Genomic DNA, 24,094 nt, shown 5'->3' with positions numbered 1-24,094 from the left:
CTTGTCCAGCGTGTTGTCCTCGATGCACACCGCGCTCGCGCCGGCCTGGGAGATTGTCCGCGCCGCCAGGTCTACCTTGCGCGGGCCTCCGTACCCGGATTCCATGTCCACAACCACCGGATGACGCGTCGTCCTCGCCACGGTCCGTACCACACTGGCCATCTCGGAGGAATCTATTAGCCCGAGATCGGGAAGGCCCCCCAGCGCGGCGGACACACAGAAACTGCTCACCCAGACGAAGTCGGGGTTGTGCTTGTCGGCCAGCCGTGCGGACGGGCCGTCATACACGCCAACTCCGAGACGTACAGGAGTATCGGTCGAGAACCAGCTGGGTGNCACGTGATTACCTTCCCGGTTTGTGATGTCGAAGAGTTCGACTTTTAACCATTGGAGTGGTATGCGTAGCGCTCCATCGAGCCGCACAGATGAAATCTTCGTTGGGAGCTAGCGGCTGTCCGGTGACCATCACGGCGCCCGCGGCTGCGGGCCCGGCACCCTGCTCGTGACCGACGGTGACATACCGGAGGGTGGCGCCGTCGATCAGCGTTCGGGGCGGGGAAGGGATCGGACCCCTGGGGGNGCCAAAGATGATCTTTTNATTNGTCGACCCCAACGAACCGACCACCGACCGCGCTCCGGTCATCTTCTTGATCCTTTTTCTCCGGTCGGTGAGATCATGAAGATCCGAAGTGAGCTCCCGAGGCATATCGTCAACCATCATGTTTACGTACGCTACTCCCGGATTGGTGTCGATGCGCGTCGCGCGTCGCCTGGGGGCGTGTGACGTAAATCTCCCTAACTGGGTGCCAAGCCCTTTTATCGATCTTGATCTCAGCTAGCTTGCTGGGAATTTTGGGGCATTTGAAGCTTTTGCGTAGCAATCATGTACGGTTCGCAATCGTGATGTCATCCTTGGTTAGGTTGCATGGGCTCTGGTCCGTGAGGAGGCGGAGTCCCAGGATTCCCGATCCTTATGATCTTAACAATCGATCGGTTGAAGATTGTGCTGTCGCTGGACGAGCACTGTGTCCCGCTCCGTCCACGCTGGTACATGCGTGGCTCACCGCTCGCGACCGTGCGGTGTGCCGGGCAGTTCTCGCCTGCTCGTGGTTACGGGTCCACGTGTAGAGCCGGGCACGGGCCCGGCGGCCGACCGCACGCCCCAGCCGATGGCCGTCGTCACCTCGGTGTCCCGCGCGACGGACAGGGCGCGTACCCAACGCCCGGCTGGTGTCGCCGCCCTCACCGGCCACCTTCAGTCCTTCGGGGCACGCCCGGCCGGGTTGGTCCGGACCGTGAACCCGGATCGGGAGAGGATTGGCACGGGACCGAACGGGATGGCCCGGATGGAAACGGGATGGCCCAGATGGGGATGGTGTCGTGCACAGGTTCGAGGACCGCTGGGTGGTTTCCGCCAGTGATCTTGTCGACGTCGTCGAGTGTGGGCATCGCGTCGGGCTTGCGCACGCGCTCGCCGCCGGGCTGGTGACCGGGGAGACGTCGGAGAACGGGCCGCGCCGGATCGACCGGGTGCGCCTGACCCCCGCGGACACCACTGCCGTGCGGCACGGCGAGGCGCACGAACGACGCTGGCTGGAGCATCTGCGCCGGTGTTTTGGCGCGGACGGGGTCGTGGCGATCGAGCGGCCCGCCCCCACGCTCGCCGCCCTGGCCCAGGCCCACGAGCGGACCCGCCAGGCGTTGGCCGCCGGGGTTCCCGTCGTCTACCAGGGGGCGCTGTTCGACGGCGCGTTCCAGGGGCGCCCCGACTTCCTCATCGCGGCGCATCTCGACCCGGTCGCCGGCGCATCGACCGGGCCCGCGGTCGCGGGCCGTTACGAGCCCTACGACGCCAAGCTCGCCCGGCACGCCAGTCCGGGAGCCGTGCTGCAGCTCGCCGCCTACGCGGCGGCCTTACCGTCGGTGGGCGTACCCGTTCCGCGGTTCATGCATCTGCTGCATCCCGCGCAGCGGGCCACCGCTCCAGAGCCAGAGCCAGAGCCCGCGCTCGGGGTCGGGGTCGGGGTCGTGCGCACGTTCCGGGTCGACGATGTCGTGCCGATGGTCGGGCACGCGCGCAGCCGTCTCGCCGATCGGCTGGCGGCTGCCCCCGCGGTTCCCGAACCGTCCTGGGCCGAGCCCCGGTCGGCCTGCGCCACCTGCGCGTTCAGCGCGCACTGCGCGCGCGGCCGGGCGGAGGCCCGCGACCTGTCGCTGGTCGCCGGGCTGCGCGGCGACCAGCGACAGGTGCTGCGCGCGGCCGGCATCACCGCGGTGGAGGAGCTCGCCGCGGCCCGCGACGACCAGCGGCCCGCGACGATGTCCCCGGCGACGTTCGCGGGACTGCGTCTTCAGGCGGAACTGCAGGCCGGGCAGGATGCGACGCGTACCGCGGACGACCCGGTCGGGACGGTGACCGTCCGGATGACCGGCCCGGAGGGTCTCGCGGCCCTTCCGGTGCCCGATCCCGGTGACATCTACTTCGATATGGAGGGCGATCCGTACGCGCTGGACGCCGCCGGTCTGGAGTACCTGTTCGGCGCGGTCACCCTCGCGGACGGCGAGCTCTTCCGGGCGTTCTGGGCACACGATCGGGCGGGGGAGCGGCAGGCGTTCGAGCGTTTCGTCGACTGGGCGACGGAGCGGTTGCGCGCGCACCCCGGCGCGCACATCTACCATTACGCGCCCTACGAGCCGAACGCGTTGCGCCGGCTGGCCGCGCGACACGGCACGCGGGAACGGCAGGTAGACGATCTGCTCGCCGGGCACCGGCTGGTGGATCTCTACGCCGTGGTCCGGCGCAGCCTGCGGATCTCCCAGCCGTCCTACTCGATCAAATACCTCGAACCGCTGTTCCTGCCCGGTGCCCGACAGGCCGAGGTGAAGAACGCCACCGACAGCATCGTGGCGTACGAGAGCTTCCTGGCACACCGCGCCGCCGGGGAGCTCGCCGCGGCCGACCGCGTCCTCGCTCAGATCGCCGACTACAACCGGATCGACTGCGTGTCGACCCACCGACTGCACCGCTGGCTACTGGGCCTGCGGGGGGCCGACGGCGGCACGCCGCGGATCGACACCGCTGCCGCCGTTGACACCGCTGCCGCCGTTGACACCGCTGCCGACGCCGCCGACGACGCGCTCGTCGACACCCTCGTCGCGGGCCTTCCCGACGATCCGGCCGACTGGACGGGAGACGAGCGGGCGCGCGCCCTGCTCGCCGCGGCCGTCGGATACCACCGGCGTGAGAACAAGCCCGCCTGGTGGTCGTACTTCGCGGCGCTGACCGCCGATCGCGCCACGCTGGAATCGGCCGACGACTGCGCGGTCCCGGTGAGCTGGACCGTTGTCGAGGACTGGGTCGAACCGGCCGGGCGACGGCGGCGGAGTCGTCGACTGCTGCAGGCCCGCGTCGATCCGGACCGTCCGCATCCCTTCGACCGCGGCGAGGCGGTGCGGCTGCTCTACCCGGGACCGCCCGGGGCCGAGGGCGCCACCACCGACGCGGTCGTCGAGCGAGCCGAGCCGCACACGCTGCTGCTGCGGGAGAGCGTCGCCCCCGACGGCGTGGCCCGCAGGCCGCCCCTCGCCGTGCTGCCCGGATCGCCGGTGCGTCCGGAACCCAAGCCGGCGGCGATCCGCGGCCTCGCCCGCCGGACCGCCGACGCCCTGCCGGACCTGCCCGCGGACCCCGCGTTGGACCTGCTGCGACGTCGCCCCCCGCGGCTGGTCGGCCGGGACGACCTGCCGGCGCCCGGCGAGCACGACGGAGACCAGATCGCCGCCGTGCTCGCCGCGGTGAGCATGCTCGACGGCTCCTACCTGGCCGTGCAGGGGCCGCCGGGGGCGGGCAAGACCTACCTCGCCGGCAGGCTCATCCGCCATCTCGTCGAGCAGGGGCGCACGGTCGGGGTCTGCTCGACCAGTCACAAGGCGATCGAGAACGCGATGCTCGCCGCGACCGGCCAGCCGCCGGCGGACCCGAAGCCCGCGGATACCCGGGCCGCGGACGCCCGGGCCGCGGACGCCGTGCCCGCCTGGCGCCCCGCGGTGCCCGCCGCGAAGAAACAGCGGTCCGGGGCGAGGCCGGCTTCGGCGGCTTCGGGCATGTTCCCGCCCTGGGATGGTCCGCGGGATCTGCGGGCACTCGCGGCGTGGCGCCGGGAGCACCCCGAGGGCCACCTGGTCGGGGACACCGCCTGGGCGTTCGCGAACCCGGTGCTGCGTGGTGACCCCTTCGACGTTCTGATCATCGACGAGGCGGGGCAGTTCGCGCTCGCGGACACCCTCGCGGTGGCTGGCGCGGCCCGCAACCTCGTGCTCCTCGGCGATCCGCAGCAACTGCCGCAGGTGGTGGCCGGCATCCATCCGGACGGCGCGGACGCATCGGCGCTGTCGCATCTGCTCGGCGACGCCGAGGTGATCCCGCCCGAGTTCGGCTACTTCCTCGACCGGACCCGCCGGCTGCACCCGGCCGTGTGCGCGCCGGTGTCGGCGCTGGCGTACCGGGGGCTGCTGCACGCGCATCCGGTGGCCGGGACGCGCGCCGTGGCGGGTGTGCCGGCCGGGCTGTACCTGCACGACGTCGAGCATCACGACAACGGCACCCGGTCGGACGAGGAGGNGGCCGTGATCCGTGACATCGTTCGCCACCTGCTCGGTCGTACCCTCGTCGACGGCGGGCCCCCGCGCCCGCTCCTCGGCAGTGACCTGCTCGTCGTCGCCCCCTACAACCGGCAGGTGCGGGCGGTCGAGCACGCGCTGGGCAAGGCGGGCCTGCCCGGGGTGCGGGTCGGGACGGTGGACCGTTTCCAGGGCCAGGAGGCAGCCGTCGTCATCACCTCGCTCACCACGTCCAGCTCGGCCCAGGCGCCGCGGGGGCTGGACTTCCTGCTCTCCCGCAACCGGCTCAACGTCGCGATCTCCCGGGCCCAGGTGGCGGCGGCGCTGGTCATGTCACCGGCGCTGCTCGACAGCTCTCCCCGTTCGGTCGCCGAACTTCAGCTCCTCGCCGGGTTAGCCCGGCTGCGTGTCATGGCCCGAACGGACCTGCTCGCCGTGCGCTCCCCGATACATTCCTGACACTTTCCTGGTACGTTGCCGGAACCTGGTGGGTGGTGGCGATGAAGCCACGGAGTCCACTACGCGCCCGCGGCCCCCGACTCTCATGCAGATATGTAAAGTCCGTTTCGTCGGTATTTGTTTGTGCTTATTGTAAAGCCGGTGCTAGGATTCGCGACGTCTGGGCAGGTTGGGGAAGGGGATGCTCATGACTCTTACACTGGCTATTCCTAGCCGTATGCAAACTGTTCTGCCTCGGGCGCTCGTGCGCCTNCGGGCCTCATCGGGTGCACACATTACTTTCGGGGGAATGGTCGCACTCCATTCCCGCACCCTGACCATCACCAACGTGGACGGGCCGGGGCCGGCCGGGCTGATCGGTGTCGAGATCCCGTCCGGGATGGGCATCGGTGGTCAGGTCGTCAAGCATTGCCGGCCGGTCGTCATCAACGATCGAGCTGCCGCGCGAAGAGCGCTGCGATCCACCGCCGCGGAGATCGACGACACCGGTCTCGGTGCGATCATGGCGGTGCCGGTGTGCGAGGACGGCGCGGNGGCCGCGGNACTGTACGCCGCTGTCGAACCGGATCTGTCATTCGATGAGTCGGCTATTCACGCGGCCATGGCGGTGGCCCGGTTGATGGAGCGCGAACTCGGTCTCGTCAGTGGGGGGCCGCGGTCGAGAGTGCCGTCGGTACCGGTCCAGGGGCGGGTGCCGGTCGAGGGGCGGGTGCCGGTCGAGGGGCGGGTGCCCGTTCAGGGCGGGGTGCCGGTCCAGGGGCGGGTGCCGGTCCAGGGGCGGGTGCCGGTCCAGGGGCGGGTGCCCGTTCAGGGCGGGGTGCCGGTCGAGGGGCGGGTGCAGGTGCCGATCCAGGGCGGGGTGCCGGGGGCCGTCCCGTTTCCGCGGATGCCGGGTCTGCCCCGGGAGAGCCTGCGGCTGGCCTATCGGGAGCTTCAGGAGGTCACCGAGCATGTCGCCGATCCGTTTCTGCGTGGTCGCATCGGCGGGGNGTCCGAGCTGCTGCGCGGGCTGCTCGCCGAGGAAACGAAGACGGTCGGACGGCTGACGCTGACCCCGCGCGAGTTGGAGGTGCTTGCCCAGGTCTCGTTGGGATTGTCCAACGTCGAGACGGCCCGCCGGCTGACGGTCTCGCCCGAGACGGTGAAGGCGTACCTGCGCAGCATCATGCGCAAGCTCGGTGTCCGTAACCGGACGGCCGCGGTACACGCCGCGCGCCAGATGGGAATGCTGCCCTGATCTCAGGGGTCCGCNCCGGNCCCCTGCCGGGGGTGTGGCCGTGGCTGCCGGTCTGGCAGTCACGGCCATTCGACCCCGCCGTATATTCCCGGCGCCGGTGTACGAGGATCTCGACCGCGGGTCGATGTGGCCTGCCATCGGTGCCATAGCGGCGTTTTCACGTTGTGCGGGCAGGAGTGGCGGGGCCGCCCGGCCGGCGAGCCGAGGCTCAGGCTGGACCTGAGGCATTGCCCTACTACCTTTGGGATTGTTCCCGGCATTCCCGCCCACTCCTCCTACGCCGCGGCGGCAGCCTATCCTCGAAGATTCTTCCAGTTGCCCTGCTTTCGGCGGCCGAATATCGATCGTGGCCGGGTTCCCGCTACACTTCTGCCTCCGGGCGAGGGTAGTTCGGAACCAGGACCCCAGGCGGGTCTACTTTCGAGGCGGAAGCTCGGGACTTCCTCGCAGTGCTCCATGCGGTGCTCCATGCCCGGACGTGTGGTCGCTGGCGGCCACCGTCCGGCCGTTACGAGATCCATCGGCACGGGAGATCCTCGAAGGAGCGTCATGCCGTCGTTCGCTGATCCGGCGCAGCAGCGCGAATCCCGACCCGATCGGGTGACGTATGCCGCGTTGTCGCACGGACGGGACGAGGGGTCGCACGGACGGGACGAGGGCTGGGCCGACCGCGGCCCCGCGTCGGCGGGCTCCACCGGCGCACCACCCCGTTCGCTGTTCACGATGGTGGCTGACGCGGCCGTCGTGTACCGGGGAAGGGTACTCGCCGCCGCCTGCCTGCTGGTGGTCGTGCTGCTGCCGTGGAATGCCGGAATCTACGACCAGCTCGCCACCGGTGGTTTCTACGCACCGGGCGATCCGTCGACGCGGGCTGAGCGGCTGCTCGACGAGGAGTTCCCGGACGCGCCCCCCGACGTCGCCATCATGCTGACGTCGGCCCCGGGTATCGACGGGCCGATCGCCGCCCGCCTGGGCCGGGAGCTCACCGGGCGGATCGCCGCGGAGCCGGGGGTGACCTCGGTGCTGTCGTACTGGCCGGGCGGGCCCAACGAGGCGAGCCCGCTGCTGCGTGCGAAGGACGGCCGGTCGGCCCTGATCGTGTTCCGGCTCACCGGTTCCGAGGACCGCATCCAGCACCGCCTGAACGCCCTGCACGACCGGTACGCCCACGATGGTCCGGGGGTCCAGGTCCGGTTCGGCGGGGCGCCCGCGGTCATGCGTGATGTGACCGAGCGCAGCCGTGTCGACCTGGCGCACGGTGAGCAGATCTCCGCTCCGCTGGTGTTCCTCGTGCTGCTCTACGCCTTCGGCACGGTCCTGGCCGCCCTGCTTCCGGTCCTGGTCGGCGTGGTGTCGGTGGTGTCGAGTCTCGCGCTGCTGCGGCTGGCGGCCACGCTCACCGACGTGTCGGTCTTCTCGGTGAACCTGACGACTGCCCTCGGATTCGGTCTCGCGGTCGATTACAGCCTGTTCATCTTGCGACGTTTTCGGGACGAACGGGACCGCGGGCTGCTCCCGGCGGCGGCGCTGCGCCGGACGCTGGAGACCGCCGGGCGCACGGTGTTCTTCTCCGGGGTGACGGTGGCGCTGTCCCTGACGGCCGCGCTGGTCTTCCCGATCTATTACCTGCGTTCGTTCGCCTTCGCCGGCATCATCGTCGTCGTCGCATCGGAGGTGGCCGCACTGCTCGTGCTGCCCGCGGCGCTGATGGTGCTCGGTGACCGCATCGAGCGCGGCAACGTCCGGCTGGCGTTGTCGCGCCTGAGACGCTCGGGGTCACGCCCCTCGGGTCGCCGGCGGTCCGGTGGCCACCGCGTGGGNGCCTCGGCGGCTGGCCGCGGCTGGTCGGCGCTGGCGCGGCGGGTCATGCGCCACCCGGNGTTCTTCGGNGGGGNCGCGATCTTCGTGTTGGTGCTGTGTGCCGCCCCGCTGCGCCACCTCGACCTCGCGCTGGCCGACGACACGGTCCTGCCGGCGACCGCGGAGGCTCACGTCGTCAACGACGCGATGCGGGAGGACTTCGTCGTCTGCCTGTCCTGCCAGATTCCGATCGTGGTGCCCGGAGTGGACGCGCGGGNCCNGGGGAGCGCCGAGAAGCTGACCGACTACGCGACCCGCCTGTCCGCGCTGCCGGGCGTTGCCCGCATCGACACCGTCACCGGCAGCTTCCTGCGGGGCGAGCGGGTCGGTGTGGTGCCGAAGACTGCGATGAGGTACGTCGGAACGCACCGCGGCGCCTGGCTGTCGGTGTGGCAGACCGACAGGTCTCCGCTGTCCGAGTCGGCGAAGGACCTGGTCCGGAGGCTGCGGGCGGCACCGGCGCCGTTCGGCGTCCTCATCGGCGGACTCGCGCCGCACTTCCTCGACACCTCGCATTCCATCAAGCGGAGTCTGCCGCCGGCCTTCGCCGTCGTGATGACGGCGACCTTCATCCTGCTGTTCCTGTTCACCGGCAGCGTGCTCCTTCCGCTGAAGGCGATGTTCCTCAACACGCTGAACCTCGCTGCCACCGTCGGGCTGCTGGCGTTCGTCTTTCAGGACGGACACCTGACCGGTCTGGTCGGCGACTTCCAGGTGTCGGGCACGCTGGAGATGACCAGCCCGGTCCTGATGTTCTTCATCGCGTTCGGGCTCAGCATGGACTACGAGATCTTCCTGCTCGCCCGCATCCGCGAGGAGTACCTGNGGACGGGAGACAACCGCGATTCCGTCGCCCGTGGGCTGGGGACGACCGGTCCACTGATCACGAGTGTGGCGCTCGCTCTCATCGTGGTCATGGTTGCGCTGTCCGCGTCGGACATCAGCATGATCAAATTGGTGGGTATCGGGCTGACCGTGTCGATCGTGCTCGACGTGACCCTCGTTCGAGCGATCCTCGTCCCGGCGTTCATGGCCCTGGCGGGCGACTACAACTGGTGGGCTCCCGAGCCGCTGCGCCGTCTGCACGCGCGGTTCAGCCTGCGGGAGGGCGGCGACGAAGCGGCCTCGCACGCGGGGGACCCGGGGCCCGGGGGACCCCCCGACCCCGGGGGACACTCCGACCCCGGCAACCGCATGACGACGAAGATCATTTATCGGCGGGGGCGGGGAGAACCTACCCGAGGGGCCCGGCCGCCGGTCGGGCCGGCCCCGACCTGGCACTACTACCTGCGCCCGCGGCGGCGCGCGGACGGTGGGCCCTTACCGGCCATGATGGGTATCCGGGGTTTCGCACTCGACGACATCCGCGTCGAAAGCGCATAGGTAGTACGCATTAGGTAGTAAACGCCAATCTCGGCCTTGGCCGGTAGCCTCGGGAGCTGACGACTCCTACCCGCCGCCGCGGGCTTGCGCGGTCCGCCTGCGGTTGGCCTTCTTGATCGCATCGACGAGATCGTCCCTCGACATCGTCGAGCGGCCGGGGATGTCGAGCTCACGGGCGAGCGCGCGCAGGTGTGTCAGCGAGGCGTTCGCGTCCACGCCCTCGGCGGTCGGCCCGCTGTGCCGGGAGGCGGGCGTCGGCTTGGCGGCCTGATCGTCGGAGGGACCGGGCCGACTCTTCGGCCGCCAACGGTCCCCCACCTTCTCGTGGGTGTGCTTGAGCGCGGCAAAGGCCGCACGGTGGGCACGCGCACCCTCACCGTAGGTTTCCACCGCCGAGTCGTGGGTCTTCTTCCAGGTGCGGATGGCCTGATCGTCGGAGCGGGTGATGGTGGACGGAACGTCGTCCCGCATCTCGTCGGCCTGCGCCTTCTTGTCGGTCTTGTCGGTCCGCGGCTTCTTCCCGACCATGGCACTCCTCCTCCCGAACGGATGCTCAGGTCCTCCCGAGCGGATGCTTATGGACCTTCCCTCGATGCCGGGACGTATTCCCGTCCCCGTTGCCGCCGGGTAGCTCGTGGCCCGTGGTGGATCTCTTGGCGCCTTGATGCAAAGAGTGAGGCATCGGCTACCGTAGCGTGCCAATGTCTCGACCATGACGACCCGAAGGACGCCTCATGTCCCATGCCGCTGACCCGTTTCGTCGGCGTCGCCGTGAGCCCGGTCTGTCCCGGCGCGGAATTCTCGGTCTCGCCGGTGCCGGTCTGGGTGGAGGGGCGGAGGCGCTGCTCGCCGCCGCGCCGAGCAGCGCGTCCGCTGGCCCGGCCGGGCCAGCGGACGCGGGGGCCCGACCCGGTGCGGAAGCGCGGGCCCTCTCGGCGCCGGGGACGCGTGTCGTGCTCGTGCCCCGGACCCTGGCCGCCGTGACGAGGGGAGCGGGGCCCGCGACGTCGGATTTCGACATCGGTTACGTGGCGGTCCGATGGACACGTGACGGGAACGATCGCGCGGCGGATGGCAGGGCCGGTTCCGGGGGTGCCGGCACGGGGACCGCCGGGACCGCCGATGCCGGCGGTGCCGTTTCTCGGGGCGCCGAGATCCGGCTGCGCCAGCCGGGGGGNGGGTTCGACGCATGGCGGCCGCTGGCGGTCGGCTGTCCGGCGGAGCGGGACGATTCGCCGGCCGGGGGGAGGAGCGCCGCCGTGCTGGTCGCCGCGCACCGCGCGACCGGCTACGAACTGTGGTTGCCACCCGGCGCGACGTCCGTGACGTCCACCGCCCTGAACACGACGTCGGGGCCGTTGCAGCGGTTGACGGCCCCCATTGTGTCCGCCTATGCCGCCCTTTCCGCGATCTCGGCTTCCCGCGCCGCCCTTTCCGCGCCTTCGGCTTCCCGCGCCGCCTGGTCGCCGGGGCTCTTCGCCGCGCCCAGGTCGTCGCCGCCGCCCCGGGTCGCGACCGCGTCCGGGGTGTCGGCGGTCCCCGCCGCGCCGGTCGCCCCCGTCCGGCTGCCGGCGACGCTTGACCTGCGCTACCTGCCCCGGGCCGCGTGGGGCGCGGACGAGTCGCTACGGCTGTCCCCCTCGTCCGGCAGCGGTTGGAAACCGACGTACCACCCGGGCCAGGCGGTCACGGTTCATCACACGGTGACGCCCAACGACGATCCGAACCCCGCCGCCACCGTGCGGGCGATCTACCACTTCCACACGGTCGAGCGGGGATGGTCGGACATCGGGTACCACCTCCTCATCGACGAGGCGGGCACGCTCTACGAGGGCCGGTGGTCGGGAACGGACAGCGTTCCCGGCCACCGGGAGGACGGCTACGTGGTGACGGGCGCGCATGTGGCGGACTTCAACGCCGGCAACGTCGGCGTCGCGCTGCTCGGTGACCTGCGGACGCGCATCCCCACCGCCGCCGCCCGTCGCACGCTCGTCCTGGTGCTGCTCGCGTTGACCGGAGCGCATCATCTCGACCCGCTCNGCACCGTCCACTACGTCAATCCGGTGAGTGGCAGGCGTCGTACCGTCCCGGCCGTCAGCGGGCACCGCGACTGGATGGCCACCGAATGTCCGGGCGGCACGGCCTACACCGCCCTGGCAGGTGTGCGGACGGACGTCGCCCGGCAGCTGATGTGAGGCTCACCGGCTGGTGCCCCGCCGGGCGACGGGGTGGGCCGTGGACGGATTCAGGGGCGCCAGCCGGCATAGACCGCGAACCTGCCGTGCTTGACGACGCAGTCGACCGGCGCGAATCCGGCGTCGGCCAGCCAGTCGAGCTGGTCGGCGAGNGGCGCGCACCGATCGAAGGACATCCGCCGCAACGCGGCCTCCCACTCGGCGTCGTCCGAACCCGCCGCCCGGGCCTGCCGTTCGTGCATGTCCTCGTACTGCCGGGTCAGGGCGGCGGTTGGGCCGTTGACCTGCTCGAGGTTGACGAACAGCCCACCCGGCCGCAGGACGTCGCGCACCCGGCGGAACAGGTCGCGCTTGCCGGGGTCGTCGAGGTGGTGGATGGCCAGCGCCGAGACGACCGCGTTGAACGGGCCGGGAGGCAGGGCGGATGCGAGGTCCGCGACGGTGACGGCCTCGACCGGGCCGCCGGACAGCCGCGCCTGGGCCTTGGCCAGCATCGGCGCGGCGCGGTCGAACAGGTGCAACCGGACGTCGGGGACGGCCGCGACGACCGCGGCGGCCAGCAGACCGGTGCCCGCGCCGAGGTCGAGCACCGCCGGTCGGGCGCCACCCTGGCGTGCCACCAGGTCGCCGACCGATCCGTACAGCAGGTCGAAGGAGGGGACGAGCCGGCGGCGCTCCCCGTCGTAGGTCCCGGGATCCCAGCTGGGTGTCTCATAATATGAGATAGGCATCTCATTCATTGAACAATCATACGATCGGGCCCGGCCGCGCAGCACCGNTTCCGGCGGGTCCGCACATCGTGCGTCACCCCGCAGGTCCGCCCCGTACTCCGCCCCTTGGGCCTCGTGGCGCCCTGTACGCCGGCGTTCGCTCCCGCTCGTCCCGCTGTCGGCGTCGATCTCGCCGACGGTGTTGCCTTCGGTACCTGAAACTCACAGGTACCTGAAAGTATGATGTTGTTCGCGTCATGTCTCGGGAGGCGTCACGTTCGGGAGGAGGGACGCTCGGGAGGAGGGACGCATGAAACGGGTGGCCGCGGTGAGCACAGCGACGGCGGTCGCCCATGTCCTGCGGGAGGAGATTCTCAGCCGGCAGGACGGCGACCTGTACCTTGGCCAGGAGAACGAGCTGCTGGCCCGGCTCGGCGTCAGCCGGCCGTCGCTGCGTCAGGCGGTGCGGCTGTTGCAGGCCGAGGGGATCCTCACCGTCCGCCGGGGTCATCACGGCGGTCTGTACGGACAGCGGCCGGACGCGGCCGGGGTCGCCCACATGGCGTCGGTCTTCCTGCGCACCCGTCGGGCCTCGTTCGCCGACCTCAGCGCGACCCACGCCCTCATCACCACAGAGTGCGCCCGGCTCGCCGCGCTCAATCCGGATCCGGCCGAGCGGGGTCGGCTGCTGACCTTCGTTGACGCCGACGCCGGTGGGGACGCCCGCGACCACGCCCGGGCCCGGGCGCAGTGGGGCGTGCTGCTCGCCGAGATCGCCCGCAGCCCCACCCTTCAGCTCTTCGAGGACGTGCTCGGTTCGCTGTCGCGGTATCCGACCTCGCGGCCGTTCCTGCTCGACCCCGACAGCGTCGCCCTGGCCTGGGAGCAGTGTCGGTGGATCGCGGAGGCGGTGCGGGACGGCGATGCCGACACCGCCGCCATGCTGTGCCGCGAGCACGAGGACGCGATGGCCCGCTACCTCCGCGACCAGCCGGATGATCTCCTCGGCTGGTGAGCCGTCCGGCCGGGTCCATGCCGCCACCCTCGCGCATCGTCTGCCCGGCGATAGNGGCCGGCTGGCCGGGCGCGCGGGGTGGGGCCCCGTGCCTCAGACCGTGAACGTCCTGGTGATGGCCTGCTCGGTCTGCTGGAACGAGCCGTTGGAGTCGTGCACCGCCGTCTTGAGCGCCAGGATGTCCTCGGTCAGCTCGCCGGCCGCCGTCGACCACGTGGTCCGCAGCGGGGCGTACGCCTGCTGCTCCGTGCTGCGCCAGCTCAACGCCGCCGACCTGACGGCGGCGTTGGGGTGTCCGTAGGCGGATGAGCCGCGGGCCCCGGCGCCGCCGGGGTCCACGGGCCGCCTCGGTCCACGGGTCGGGTTCAGTCCAGCAGGCCGCTCTGCCGGGCGGCGTGCACGGCTGCCGTACGGTTACGGACCCCCATCTTGCGCATGATGCTGCGCATGNAGGTCTTCACGGTCTCGGCGCGGATCGTGAGGTGCTCCGCCGCCTCGACGTTGGAGCAGCCGGTGGCCACGAGGGTCAGCACCTCCATCTCCCGCAGGGTGAGGCGGAAGGGCGGCGGCTTCGGCGGGCCGGGCGTGACGACCGGTTCGTTGCGCAGCAGGGAGTAGATGTGCAGGATCTGCCGCCGGAGATGGGGGGCCGTCATCTGGGCGCTCAGCTCCAGTAGCTCGATCTGGGCCAAACGGACCCGCTCCCGCTGCGTGCGAGAGTCGGGCGGCTGTCCATCGGCGACGAATGGTCCCGGTGCGTGGTCAAAGCCGGCGGGGGTCATCGTCCGGTGCAGGCGCACCTGCATCGGGATCGAATCCGATGCCACTGGGCCCATTATGCTCCTCTCCCTATCCACGTCGATAACCCGGCTACCTCCGGCTGGGCGCCCCCGGCCAATCAGGCGCGTACCGGTGTATTCATGAAGGGGTGGTCGGTCCCGGGATCAGCCGTACACCACCTTTGTGCGATGCCTTCCATGATCCGATCGCGGGTGAAGTGGACACACCGCCACGTCGGCTCCGCTCCAGGCTGGCCGTCCGTCTTCGTCGGATGGCCGCTGCCGGCTACATCGAAAAGGTTATCTCCTTGCCCCGGCCGGTCGTCAATGGTGTCGCTCCCATGGGTGAGAACATACTGCTCCCCCCAGTCGGAAGGTTCGAGGGTAGTCTTGAATGCTACCCCGAAAGGGGCTCCTTCGGGTGCGTCATGTCACGTCGCCGCACCAAGGTCCCCCTCGGTTTGAGGGGGTGCGAAGGAGATTCCTGGAGGTCGGCGGAAACCCGCACGTCAGCGGGTTGATGGTGGGCAGCGGAAACGGCCTCGGGAGTTATCCGATGAGCCGGCTGGGTTAATAGATGGGACGGCGGCGGATGATGTGCGCGGATGCACGGGAATCTGCGCGGGTGGACGGTAGGAATAGGCCAGGCTGGCCATGGCGGCCGCGGTCACACCCGGTCGGAGCCACCCGGTCGGAACCACCCGGTCGGAGTTACCCGATCGGAGCCACATCCGGCTGGAGCCACCCGGTCGGAGCTACCCGACCCGACCCGAGCCCGCCGGCCCGCGTCGGCCCGCCGCCCCCTCGATCATGCGCGCAGCCGTGTACCGAGATCGCGAGGACGTCAAGGTCGAGGAGGTCCCCGAACCGGGGTGCCGGCCGGGGCACGTCAAACTTCGCGTCGCCCACAACGGGATCTGTGGCAGCGACCTGCACGAGCACTACGCCGGCCCCATCCTCTTCCACGCCGAGCCGCATCCGCTGACCGGCCTGTCGATCCCCCTCGTCCTGGGACACGAGCTAGGCGGCACCGTGGTCGACGTGGGCGATGGTGTCGGCTCGGTCGCCGTGGGCGACCGGGCGGCGCGCGGTGACGCTACCAGGCAGTCGGTGGTGATCGACGATGGTCTCGTGATGCGCTGAAACGCGGGTTTCCGCTCGAGCCGGCGGGTCAGGAGTGGATGACGGCCCGGCCGGTCATCGACTCGGGCAGGATCCGTACCCAGTGCGGATGCTCGATGCGGTCCGCCCAGGGCTTGAGTCCCGTCTGCTCAAGCCTGGCCAGCGTGCCCGGGTCGGTGACGGACACGGCCTTCCCATTGATCAGGACGCTCCAGCCGCTGCGGGACGCCGGATCGCGCCCGTCGACCTCGAAACCAACCGCGTCCTCCTCGATCGCGGCGGTCAGCTTCGAGCCCACGGCCGTCCGGAAGGCCACCGCCTCCCCGTCCATCACGTAGTTCACCGGCAGCACGAGGACCTCCCCATCCGCCCGGAACGCCACCCGGCCGAGCTGCTCGTTCCCGAGCAGCCACAGGCAGGTTGCGGGGGACAGCACCCCGCCACCGGCATGGTCGAAGGCGAACGCCACCCTGATGCTGGTCCCGCTGGTCTGGGTCGGTGTCTGCGTCGTGGGCATGGCCAGCTCGGTCCGATCGGTCGGTGAAGCCACGGTGACGAGCGCCGGCGCGCCCGCGTTCGGCGGGGTCATCGCGTCATCCCCCTCGTTCTGGGTAGTCGACGTACCTCCACTTCTGGACGGTAGTCGGACGGGGCGACCGCGGGCAGGGCCGGTCGTCGCGCCGGCGCGGGTCGTCCGACCGGGGGATGGCCTGCCGGTGGTCCGCACCGGTCCGCGGGGAAGGCGTTCGCCGGCCGGCCGGGACGGTGGTTACGCGGCCGGGCGGTGGTCACGCGGCCGGCTCGATGTCCGGTATCCGCGCGGCGCGGAACGTCACCTCACGCCGCAGCCGGAACCCGAGCGACTCGTAGAGCCGGATCGCGTTCGTGTTGGTCGCCGCGGCGTGCAGGAACGGTGTCTCCCCGCGGGCCCGGATGCCCGCGGCGACCGCGCGGACGAGCCGGGTCGCGAGGCCCTGGCCCCGGTGGTCCGCGTCCGTGCAGACGGCGCTGATCTCGGTCCAGCCGGGCGGGTGCAGCCGTTCCCCGGCCATCGCCACCAGCGTGCCGTCCCGCCGGATGCCGAGGTACGTGCCGAGCTCGATCGTGCGAGGCAGGAACGGCCCGGGTTTGGTGCGTTCGGCCAGCGCGAGCATCTCCGGCACGTCCGCGGTCCCCAGCCGCACGGCCTCCTCGTCCGGGAGCGCGTCGACCCCCTCGTCTACGAGCTGCGCGCCGTCGAAGATCGCATCCCCCCAGCCGGGCGGCGGGGAAGCGTCGATGCCGGTGAACGGCGCGATCGCGCCCGGGCCGAGCAGCGCCGCGACGTTGCGCCAGGTGCTCTCGTCGGGCACGTCCGGCAGGGCGACGAACGGTGACACGCCGACCGGGTAGCGCAGCACGTCACCGACCCGCTCGGCGAAATGCGCGTGCGGACCCAGGAGGGAGGAACGGACGGGGTTGTTCAGCACATGCTGGCCGGTCGCGTGCCGCCCGGGCTCCGGCCGGTCGGGTCCCGGCCGCCCGGGGGCGTGCCGCCCGGGGGCGTGCCGCCCGGGGGCGTGCTGTCGGGGAACGGCAAGCTCGGTCACGCGGCGACCTTGATCACGATCTTGCCGCGGGCGTGGCCGTTCTCCACCGCGCGCAGCGCCGCCGGGGCCTGGTCCAGCGGGAAGGTCGCGGTCACGAGCGGGTCCAGCGCGTCGTCCACGACCAGCTGGGCGACCGCGTCGAGCACGCGGCTGTCCCGGGCCCGCTGGACCGTCGTCCCGCCGTACCGGTCGCTCGCCCCAGACAAGGCCGTGACGAGCTTCGACCGGTCCGCGAGGACCTCGACGACGTCGTCCAGCGTCTCGCCCCCGACGAGATCGTAGATTCCGTCGACCCCCCGGGACGCGGCGGCCCGCACCCGGTCCGCGACATCGGGGCCCGGCTCGACGTGCGCCACGCCGAGGGCCTCGACGAAGTCCTTCTTGCCGGCGCTCGCGGTGCCGACGACCGTCAGGCCCGCATGCCGGGCGATCTGCGCGGCGGCCACTCCCACGCCGCCACCCACACCGATGATCAGCAGGGTGGCGCCGGGCGGCAGGGCCAGCTGGTGCACGCCGTCGTAGGCGGTCGCCGCCGCGACCGGAAGCGTCGCCGCGGCCACGAAGGACACCGCGGCCGGCTTGCGCGCGCTCTCCCTGGCGGTCAGCACCGTGTACTCGGCGTAGCCACCGCCCGGCGCGCTGCCGAACACCTCGTCGCCGACGGCGAATCCGTTGACGTCCGGGCCCACCTGCGTCACCACGCCGGAGGCCTCCACTCCGAGCANGACCGGAAACACGGCCGGCGGGGCGGCCGGCAGCCGCAGGCCGCCCCGCAGCTTCCAGTCCACGGGGTTGACCCCGGCGGCGCGTACCGCGATCGTGAGCTGACCCGGCCCGGCCACCGGGATCGGGAGGTCAGCGAACGCCTCCACCTCCGGACCGCCGTGGTCGTTGTAGACGTAAGCCTTCGGCACCACAACCACCGTTCCCTTCGCCGTTTCCCTGGCCGTCCCGCCGCGGCTGTCCCACCGCGTCGAGACCTCCGCGATGTCCGCGATGTCCGCGGCAGGCGTCAACGCCGACCGCGATCACCTACAACACCGGGGCGGGCCGTCACCTTCCGGCGGTGGCCGGCACCGGGACGGCGGCGGCCACCGCCGAGGTCAGGCCGATAGTCGAATTCTGGTTCTGTTCGACGTCGAAGAAGGGCCGAAGAAGATCGAAGAAGGCTGGGGGAGGCCGGGGGAGGCCGGGAAAGGCCGGGGTGACCTGGGAGGCCGAGAAAGGCCTGGACAGGTGCGAACCCGGCCGACTCACGTCCGGCGCAGCCACTGCTCGGTGAGTAACTCGTAGGACCGCACCTGCTCGGCGGGGGTGACCTGGCGGGGCCGGTTCTGCGCTCACGGCCACGACCCCGCCGGTGGCTACCGGCACCGAGCCTGCCCTACAGCCGACCCGGTGACTCCCATAAGCCTGCTAACTCCCTCCAGGTAGGGCCAGCGGAGTTAGCCGGCGAGGAGCTGGCGGGCCATGACGATGCGCTGGATCTGGTTGGTACCTTCGTAGATCTGGGTGATCTTGGCGTCCCGCATGAGCCGTTCGGCGGGGAAGTCCTGGGTGTAGCCGTAGCCGCCGAGTAGCTGTACGGCGTCGGTGGTCACCTGCATGGCGGTGTCCGACGCCAGACACTTGGCGGCGGCGCCGAAGAACGTGAGGTCGGCGTCCCCCCGCTCGGACTTGGCGGCGGCGACATACACCATCTGGCGCGCGGCCTCCAGCGCCATGGCCATGTCGGCAAGCATGAACTGGATCCCCTGGAAGTCCGCGATGCGCTTGCCGAACTGCTTGCGCTCCTTGACGTAGTTCAGGGCGAGGTCGAGTGCGCCCTGGGCGATGCCGATGGCTTGTGCACCGATGGTCACCCGAGTGTGGTCGAGAGTACGCAGCGCCAGCCGGAGGCCGTGACCGAGCTCGCCGATGAGACGATCCTCGGGAATTCGGCAGTCGTCGAAGAGCAGCTCGCGGGTCGGAGAGCCCTTGATGCCCAGCTTCTTCTCCGGGCTGCCGACGGAGAAGCCCGGGTCGGAGCTCTCCACGATGAAAGCGCTGATGTTGGCGCCGCGTCGGCCGTCGGGGTCGGTGACGGCGAGCACGGTGTAGTACTCGGAGATCCCCGCGTTGGTGATCCAGGACTTCTGCCCGGAGAGCACCCAGTGGTCGCCGTCGCGGACGGCGCGGGTCTTCATCGCAGCGGTGTCGGAGCCGGCCTCACGTTCGGAGAGGCCGTAGGAGAAGGCGGCCTCGCCGCGGGCCAGCGGTGGGAGGTATCGCTGTTTCAGGTCGTCGGTGCCGCCGAGGATGAGCGGGAGGCTGCCGAGCTTGTTCACGGCGGGGATCAGCGAGGAGGACGCGCAGACGCGGGCGACCTCCTCGATGACGATGCAGGTGGCGAGCGCGTCGGCGCCGACGCCGTCGTATTCGACAGGGACGTGGGGCGCGTGGAAGTCGGAGGCCACCAGCGCGTCGTAGGCCTCCTGCGGGAACCGGCTGTGGGCGTCGACGTCGGCGGCGTACGGCGCGATCTTGTCGTAGGCCAGGGTGCGCACGGCGTCGCGCAACTCGAGGTGCTCGTCGCTGAGTCGGTACAGGTCGAAGTCGGTGGCGGTCATGGGTTCCTCGCTCACTAGGTCGCTTGCCAGGGCGCTCAGTAGGTGCAGAAGAGTTACTAAGGCGCTCAGTAGGTGTAGGGCGCTCAGTAGGTGTAGAAGCCGCGGCCGGTCTTGCGACCCAGCAGGCCGGCGTCGACCATGCGGGCCAGCAGCGGCGGCGGCGCATAGAGGGGTTCCTTGAACTCCTCGTACAGCGACTCGGCCACTGCCTTGGTGGTGTCCAGCCCGATCAGGTCAGCCAGCGCCAGCGGTCCTTGCGGGTGGGCGGCACCACGGACCAGTCCCTGGTCGATGTCCTCGGCCGTGGCGAACCCGGACTCCAGCATCCGGATCGCCGAGAGCACGAACGGGATCAGCAGGGCGTTGACCACGAAGCCCGCCCGGTCCTGGCAGTCGATGGCGTGCTTGCCCAGATCGTCCTGCACGAACGCCCGCGCCCGCTCGGTCGTCTCCGGGTCGGTCAGCAGGCTCGGCACCAGTTCGACCAGGGACAGCACCGGGACCGGGTTGAAGAAGTGGATACCCAGGACATGGGTGGGCCGTTCGGTGGCCACGGCGAGCTTCATGATCGGAATGGAGGAGGTGTTGGAGGCCAGCACCGCGTCCGGGTCCTTGACGACCTCGTCGAGTCGCTTGAACAGCGTGGACTTGGCGGTCTCGTCCTCGACGATCGCCTCCACCACGAGGCCGCGGTCGGCCAGGGCCTCGATGTCCTCGACGACCTGGATGCGTTCGAGTACTTCCGCGGCGCTGGCCACCTTGCCGCGGCTCTCCGCGCGGGACAGTGATGTCTCCAGGCGCTGCCGTCCCGCGGTCACGGCGGGCGTGGTCATCTCCACGACGACCACGTCCTTGCCGGCACGGGCGCAGACCTCGGCGATCCCGGCACCCATCAGGCCACAGCCGACGATACCGACCTTGTTGATGGCGTTCACCTGGCTCCTCCTCCACGGTGTTGGTACGCAGTATCATAGTTGTGGAACTACGTACCACCAAGTAATTTCGGTGCCGTGGAGCAGCAGCCGGCCCGCTTGGCCAAGGACAGGCTCGTCGCGGCGGCGTTCGAGCTCTTCGAGGAGCGTGGCTTCGAGGGCACGACGGTCGACGACATCGCGCAACGCGCGGGCGTCGGTCGGACGACGTTCTTCCGGATCTACCGGTCCAAGGAGGACGTGATCTTTCCCGAGCACGACGTGCTGCTCGGCCACATCGAAGCCCGGCTTGCGACCGCCGCTCCAGAGACCCGCGGGCTCGCTCTCGCGGAGGCCGCCCGCATAGTGCTGCAGCACTACCTCGCCGAGGGCGAGCTCGCCCGCGCCCGCTACCGCCTGACCAGCACCGTCCCTACACTGCGCGCCCGCGAGGTGGCCGGCATCCGGCAGTATCAGCGCCTGTTCGCCAGGTTCCTGCGCGACTGGATGGGCAACGCGCCCGACGGCGCCCTGCGTGCCGAGTTGGTGTCCGCGGCCATCGTCACCGCCCACAACCATGTGCTCCGACGCTGGCTCCGAGGCGAGACCACCTCCCCCGGCGAGGAGTTCAACCGTGCGATGGAGGTGGCGCTCGAGCATCTCGAAACACCTGCTGAAGCCGGGACAGCCGTTGTCATATTCCGCACCTCCGCCGGCGTGGACGCCGTGGTCACCCGGCTGCGTCGGGCACTTGAAGAGGAACAGCGGCGCCCCTTGAGCTAGCGAGGGTGTCTGAAAGGGATGCCGGCGGACCTACTTCGCGGTACTGGTCACGGAAGGGGACGCCCCGGACCGCGCCGGGGAACGGTGGCGATCGACCGAAGGGCAGGATGGGCACACGGTCCGGGGCGGACACCGCCCGCCCGGCTGCTCTGCTCGTTGCCCCGCTCGGTCCGTTACCCTGCTACCCCATCCGAAGCTGGAGATCGTCTTGTCCCACCCCGAGGAAGCGGTGATTCTCATCGTCCCGGCGTCCCGGCGGCTACCATGATCGGACGCGAACCCTTCCGCGGCGCGGTCCTCGATGCGGTGCTGGAACGGATCACCTATGCCAACGAGGAGACCGGCTACACGGTCGCGCGGGTTGACACCGGGCGCGGCGGTGACCTGGTGACCGTCGTCGGGGCGTTGCTCGGCGCGCAGCCGGGGGAGTCGCTACGGATGCGGGGGCGATGGGGTTCGCACCCGCAGTACGGCCGCCAGTTCCAGGTCGAGGATTACACGACCGTGCTGCCGGCGACCGTCCAGGGCGTGCAGCGCTATCTCGGCTCGGGCCTTATCAAGGGCATCGGTCCGCGCCTGGCCGAACGCATCGTCGAGCATTTCGGGGTCGCGGCGCTGGACGTCATCGAAAAGGAGCCGGAACGACTCATCGAGGTGCCGAAGCTCGGCCCGAAGCGTACCAGGGCGATCGCCGAGGCGTGGGAGGAACAGAAGGCCATCAAGGAGGTGATGGTCTTTCTTCAGGGGGTGGGTGTGTCCACCTCGCTGGCGGTGCGGATCTACAAACAGTACGGGGACGCGTCGATCGGTGTGGTGCGCAATGAGCCCTACCGGCTGGCCACGGACGTCTGGGGCATCGGGTTCCGCACCGCGGACACCATCGCGAAGGCGGTGGGGATTCCGCATGACAGTCCGCAGCGGATCAAGGCTGGCCTGCTGTTCACGCTGTCCGAGGCCACCGACGGCGGTGGCCACTGCTTTCTGCCCGAGCCCCGGCTCATCAGCGACGCCGTGCAGATTCTCCAGGTCGACACCGGTGACGTCATCGAGTGCCTGGGGGAGCTGGTCGCCGAGGACGGGGTCGTCCGGGAGGAGGTTCCAAGCGAGGATCCGGCGACGCCGACGGCCGCGATCTACCTGGTGCCGTTCCACCGGGCCGAGATATCCGTTGCCGGCCAGTTGCGCCGCCTGCTGAATACCGGCGCGGACCGGTTGGCCGCCTTCGCCTCGGTGGACTGGGACCGGGCGTTGGGCTGGCTGCGGGAGCGGACCGGGGTCGAGCTCGCGCCGGCCCAGCGCGATGCGGTGCAGCTTGCCCTGACGTCCAGGGTCGCCGTGCTGACGGGCGGACCGGGCTGCGGCAAGAGTTTCACCGTCCGCTCCATCGTGACGCTCGCACTGGCCCGGCAGGCGAAGGTGATCCTCGCCGCGCCGACCGGCCGGGCCGCGAAGCGGCTGACCGAGCTGACCGGGCACGAGGCATCGACGGTGCACCGGCTGCTGGAGCTGCGGCCGGGCGGTGACGCCGCCTTCGACCGGGACCGCCCGCTCGACGCCGACCTGATCGTCGTTGACGAGGCGTCGATGGTCGACCTGCTACTGGCGAACAAGCTTGCCAAGGCGGTTCCGCCCGGCGCGCATCTGCTGCTGGTCGGCGACGTCGACCAGCTGCCGTCGGTCGGTGCCGGCCAGGTGCTACGCGACCTGCTCGCCGAGGGGACGCCGATCCCGCATGTCCGGCTCACCCAGGTCTTCCGAGCGGCGACCGAGTCCGGGGTGGTGACCAACGCGCACCGCATCAACCGTGGTGACTATCCGCTGGTCCGGGGACTGCCCGACTTCTTCTTGTTCGCCGCCGAGGAGGCGGAGGAGGCGGCGAAAATCACCGCGGAGGTGGTCGCCCGGCGGATTCCGGCGAAGTTCGGGCTTGATCCGCGCCGGGACGTGCAGGTACTGACCCCGATGCACCGCGGCCCGGCGGGGGCCGGCGCGCTGAACACCCTGCTGCAGGAGGCCCTGACGCCGTCCCGCCCGAACGTGGCCGAGCGGCGCTTTGGCAGCCGGACGTTCCGGGTCGGCGACAAGGTTACGCAGGTGCGCAACAACTACGACAAGGGCGCGAGCGGGGTCTTCAACGGCACTCTCGGCGTGGTCACCGCGCTGGATGTGGAGAACCAGACGCTCACCATCCGGACCGACGAGGACGAGGACATCGACTACGACTTCGGGGAGCTCGACGAGCTGACCCACGCCTACGCGGTGACGATCCACCGCTCCCAGGGCAGTGAGTACCCCGCGGTCGTCATCCCGCTCACCACCAGCGCCTGGATGATGCTGCAACGCAATCTGCTCTACACGGCCGTCACCCGGGCGAAGAAGCTGGTCGTGCTGGTGGGATCCCGCCGGGCGATCGGCCAGGCGGTGCGGGCCGCCGGTCACGGCCAGCGGCACACCGCGCTCGACCACCGGCTGCGTAGCGGGTGACTGGTGAACACCACCTACCATCGGCTCGTAACGGTAACGGCGACACGGTCAGCTCGACGCCGCCACGCCCAGGCTCACGCTGGTTGCCGCGGCTATGACCACTGCCTCCGCNTCCGCGATGACCTTCTTGACGATCGGGGCGACCGGCGTCAGGTCGGTCGCCGTCCGGATCCGCTCCTTCGCGTGCCCGCGGGACGCGCGCTCGGGTGCCACCACCTCGAGTAGACGGGCCGGGCCCGCGAGCGCGAGCAGGAGAAGTTCCTCGGCGAGCAGCATCGTCGTCTCCTCATTCGTCGGCGTTCGTGCCCCGGACCCTTACCTGGTCCGGGGACGGGGGC

General features: G+C 70.6%; 20 protein-coding genes. 8 read left to right on the top strand and 12 right to left on the bottom strand.

Annotation, left to right across the window (positions count from 1 at the left end):
• Together CED_RS05825 and CED_RS26030 are read right to left on the bottom strand one after the other, a co-directional pair.
• Nucleotides 1-288: isocitrate lyase/phosphoenolpyruvate mutase family protein (locus CED_RS05825; RefSeq protein ID WP_035908996.1), on the bottom strand; the 288-nt coding region annotated here is incomplete at its 3' end.
• 55 nt (nt 289-343) lie between these two features.
• Nucleotides 344-643 (bottom strand): thiamine pyrophosphate-binding protein, encoded by a 300-nt coding sequence (locus tag CED_RS26030; protein ID WP_369807794.1) that lies wholly within the window; start codon nt 641-643, stop codon nt 344-346.
• Nucleotides 644-1,380: 737 nt separating this feature from the next.
• Between CED_RS26030 and CED_RS05820 the strand changes: the two genes are divergently transcribed.
• The 3 genes from CED_RS05820 (at nt 1,381) to CED_RS05810 (ending at nt 9,559) form a co-directional block, all read left to right on the top strand.
• The gene (locus CED_RS05820) at nt 1,381-5,079 is read left to right on the top strand and encodes a TM0106 family RecB-like putative nuclease (protein ID WP_035908995.1); all 3,699 of its coding nucleotides are present in this window, start codon (nt 1,381-1,383) and stop codon (nt 5,077-5,079) included.
• 181 nt (nt 5,080-5,260) lie between these two features.
• A complete protein-coding gene (locus CED_RS05815; protein ID WP_035908994.1) occupies nt 5,261-6,316 on the top strand; it encodes a LuxR C-terminal-related transcriptional regulator in 1,056 nt (351 codons plus the stop codon).
• A 549-nt stretch (nt 6,317-6,865) separates the two neighbouring features.
• Complete coding sequence (locus CED_RS05810) at nt 6,866-9,559, top strand: MMPL family transporter (RefSeq protein WP_235186909.1); 2,694 nt, start codon at nt 6,866-6,868, stop codon at nt 9,557-9,559.
• Nucleotides 9,560-9,625: 66 nt separating this feature from the next.
• On the opposite strand, the gene CED_RS05805 is transcribed toward CED_RS05810, so the two are convergent.
• On the bottom strand, nt 9,626-10,087 hold the full coding sequence (locus tag CED_RS05805; RefSeq protein WP_011435977.1) for a ChaB family protein: 462 nt from the start codon (nt 10,085-10,087) through the stop codon (nt 9,626-9,628).
• A gap of 206 nt (nt 10,088-10,293) precedes the next feature.
• Between CED_RS05805 and CED_RS05800 the strand changes: the two genes are divergently transcribed.
• On the top strand, nt 10,294-11,754 hold the full coding sequence (locus CED_RS05800; RefSeq protein ID WP_035908993.1) for an N-acetylmuramoyl-L-alanine amidase: 1,461 nt from the start codon (nt 10,294-10,296) through the stop codon (nt 11,752-11,754).
• Between the two features lie 50 nt (nt 11,755-11,804).
• On the opposite strand, the gene CED_RS05795 is transcribed toward CED_RS05800, so the two are convergent.
• On the bottom strand, nt 11,805-12,494 hold the full coding sequence (locus tag CED_RS05795; RefSeq protein ID WP_011435979.1) for a trans-aconitate 2-methyltransferase: 690 nt from the start codon (nt 12,492-12,494) through the stop codon (nt 11,805-11,807).
• A gap of 280 nt (nt 12,495-12,774) precedes the next feature.
• On the opposite strand from CED_RS05795, the gene CED_RS05790 reads away from it, so the two are divergent.
• Nucleotides 12,775-13,479: a FadR/GntR family transcriptional regulator gene (locus CED_RS05790; protein WP_011435980.1), complete on the top strand. Its 705-nt coding sequence runs from the start codon at nt 12,775-12,777 to the stop codon at nt 13,477-13,479.
• A 93-nt stretch (nt 13,480-13,572) separates the two neighbouring features.
• Here CED_RS05790 and CED_RS05785 read toward each other — a convergent pair whose 3' ends face one another.
• Together CED_RS05785 and CED_RS05780 are read right to left on the bottom strand one after the other, a co-directional pair.
• Entirely contained in the window at nt 13,573-13,818 is a 246-nt protein-coding gene (locus tag CED_RS05785) for a hypothetical protein (protein WP_011435981.1), read from the bottom strand.
• Between the two features lie 26 nt (nt 13,819-13,844).
• Nucleotides 13,845-14,315: a LuxR C-terminal-related transcriptional regulator gene (locus CED_RS05780; protein ID WP_035908992.1), complete on the bottom strand. Its 471-nt coding sequence runs from the start codon at nt 14,313-14,315 to the stop codon at nt 13,845-13,847.
• Between the two features lie 753 nt (nt 14,316-15,068).
• Here CED_RS05780 and CED_RS05775 point away from each other — a divergent pair.
• On the top strand, nt 15,069-15,401 hold the full coding sequence (locus CED_RS05775; protein WP_011435983.1) for an alcohol dehydrogenase catalytic domain-containing protein: 333 nt from the start codon (nt 15,069-15,071) through the stop codon (nt 15,399-15,401).
• Nucleotides 15,402-15,429: 28 nt separating this feature from the next.
• Here the strand turns inward: CED_RS05775 and CED_RS05770 are convergent, their stop codons facing one another.
• The 6 genes from CED_RS05770 to CED_RS05745 form a co-directional block, all read right to left on the bottom strand.
• Complete coding sequence (locus CED_RS05770; protein ID WP_011435984.1) at nt 15,430-15,969, bottom strand: pyridoxamine 5'-phosphate oxidase family protein; 540 nt, start codon at nt 15,967-15,969, stop codon at nt 15,430-15,432.
• Between the two features lie 199 nt (nt 15,970-16,168).
• Entirely contained in the window at nt 16,169-16,969 is an 801-nt protein-coding gene (locus CED_RS05765; RefSeq protein WP_035908988.1) for a GNAT family N-acetyltransferase, read from the bottom strand.
• On the bottom strand, nt 16,966-17,883 hold the full coding sequence (locus CED_RS05760) for an NADP-dependent oxidoreductase (protein ID WP_035909045.1): 918 nt from the start codon (nt 17,881-17,883) through the stop codon (nt 16,966-16,968). Before CED_RS05760 ends, CED_RS05765 begins: the two co-directional genes overlap by 4 nt.
• 139 nt (nt 17,884-18,022) lie before the next feature.
• Complete coding sequence (locus tag CED_RS05755; protein WP_235186907.1) at nt 18,023-18,226, bottom strand: hypothetical protein; 204 nt, start codon at nt 18,224-18,226, stop codon at nt 18,023-18,025.
• Between the two features lie 188 nt (nt 18,227-18,414).
• Nucleotides 18,415-19,578: an acyl-CoA dehydrogenase family protein gene (locus tag CED_RS05750; protein ID WP_011435988.1), complete on the bottom strand. Its 1,164-nt coding sequence runs from the start codon at nt 19,576-19,578 to the stop codon at nt 18,415-18,417.
• Nucleotides 19,579-19,661: 83 nt separating this feature from the next.
• Nucleotides 19,662-20,504 (bottom strand): 3-hydroxybutyryl-CoA dehydrogenase, encoded by an 843-nt coding sequence (locus CED_RS05745; RefSeq protein ID WP_035909043.1) that lies wholly within the window; start codon nt 20,502-20,504, stop codon nt 19,662-19,664.
• An 84-nt stretch (nt 20,505-20,588) separates the two neighbouring features.
• On the opposite strand from CED_RS05745, the gene CED_RS05740 reads away from it, so the two are divergent.
• The gene (locus CED_RS05740; RefSeq protein ID WP_011435990.1) at nt 20,589-21,272 is read left to right on the top strand and encodes a TetR family transcriptional regulator; all 684 of its coding nucleotides are present in this window, start codon (nt 20,589-20,591) and stop codon (nt 21,270-21,272) included.
• Nucleotides 21,273-21,536: 264 nt separating this feature from the next.
• Nucleotides 21,537-23,756, top strand: coding sequence for an ATP-dependent RecD-like DNA helicase (locus CED_RS05735; RefSeq protein ID WP_011435991.1), 2,220 nt, complete (start codon nt 21,537-21,539; stop codon nt 23,754-23,756).
• The last annotated feature ends 338 nt before the right edge of the window (nt 23,757-24,094 follow it).

Source organism: Frankia sp. CeD, from assembly GCF_000732115.1.
GTDB classification, from domain to species: Bacteria; Actinomycetota; Actinomycetes; order Frankiales; family Frankiaceae; genus Frankia; species Frankia casuarinae.
The sequence above is the reverse complement of the archived record's forward strand: the minus strand, read 5'-3'. Positions and strand labels throughout refer to the sequence as shown.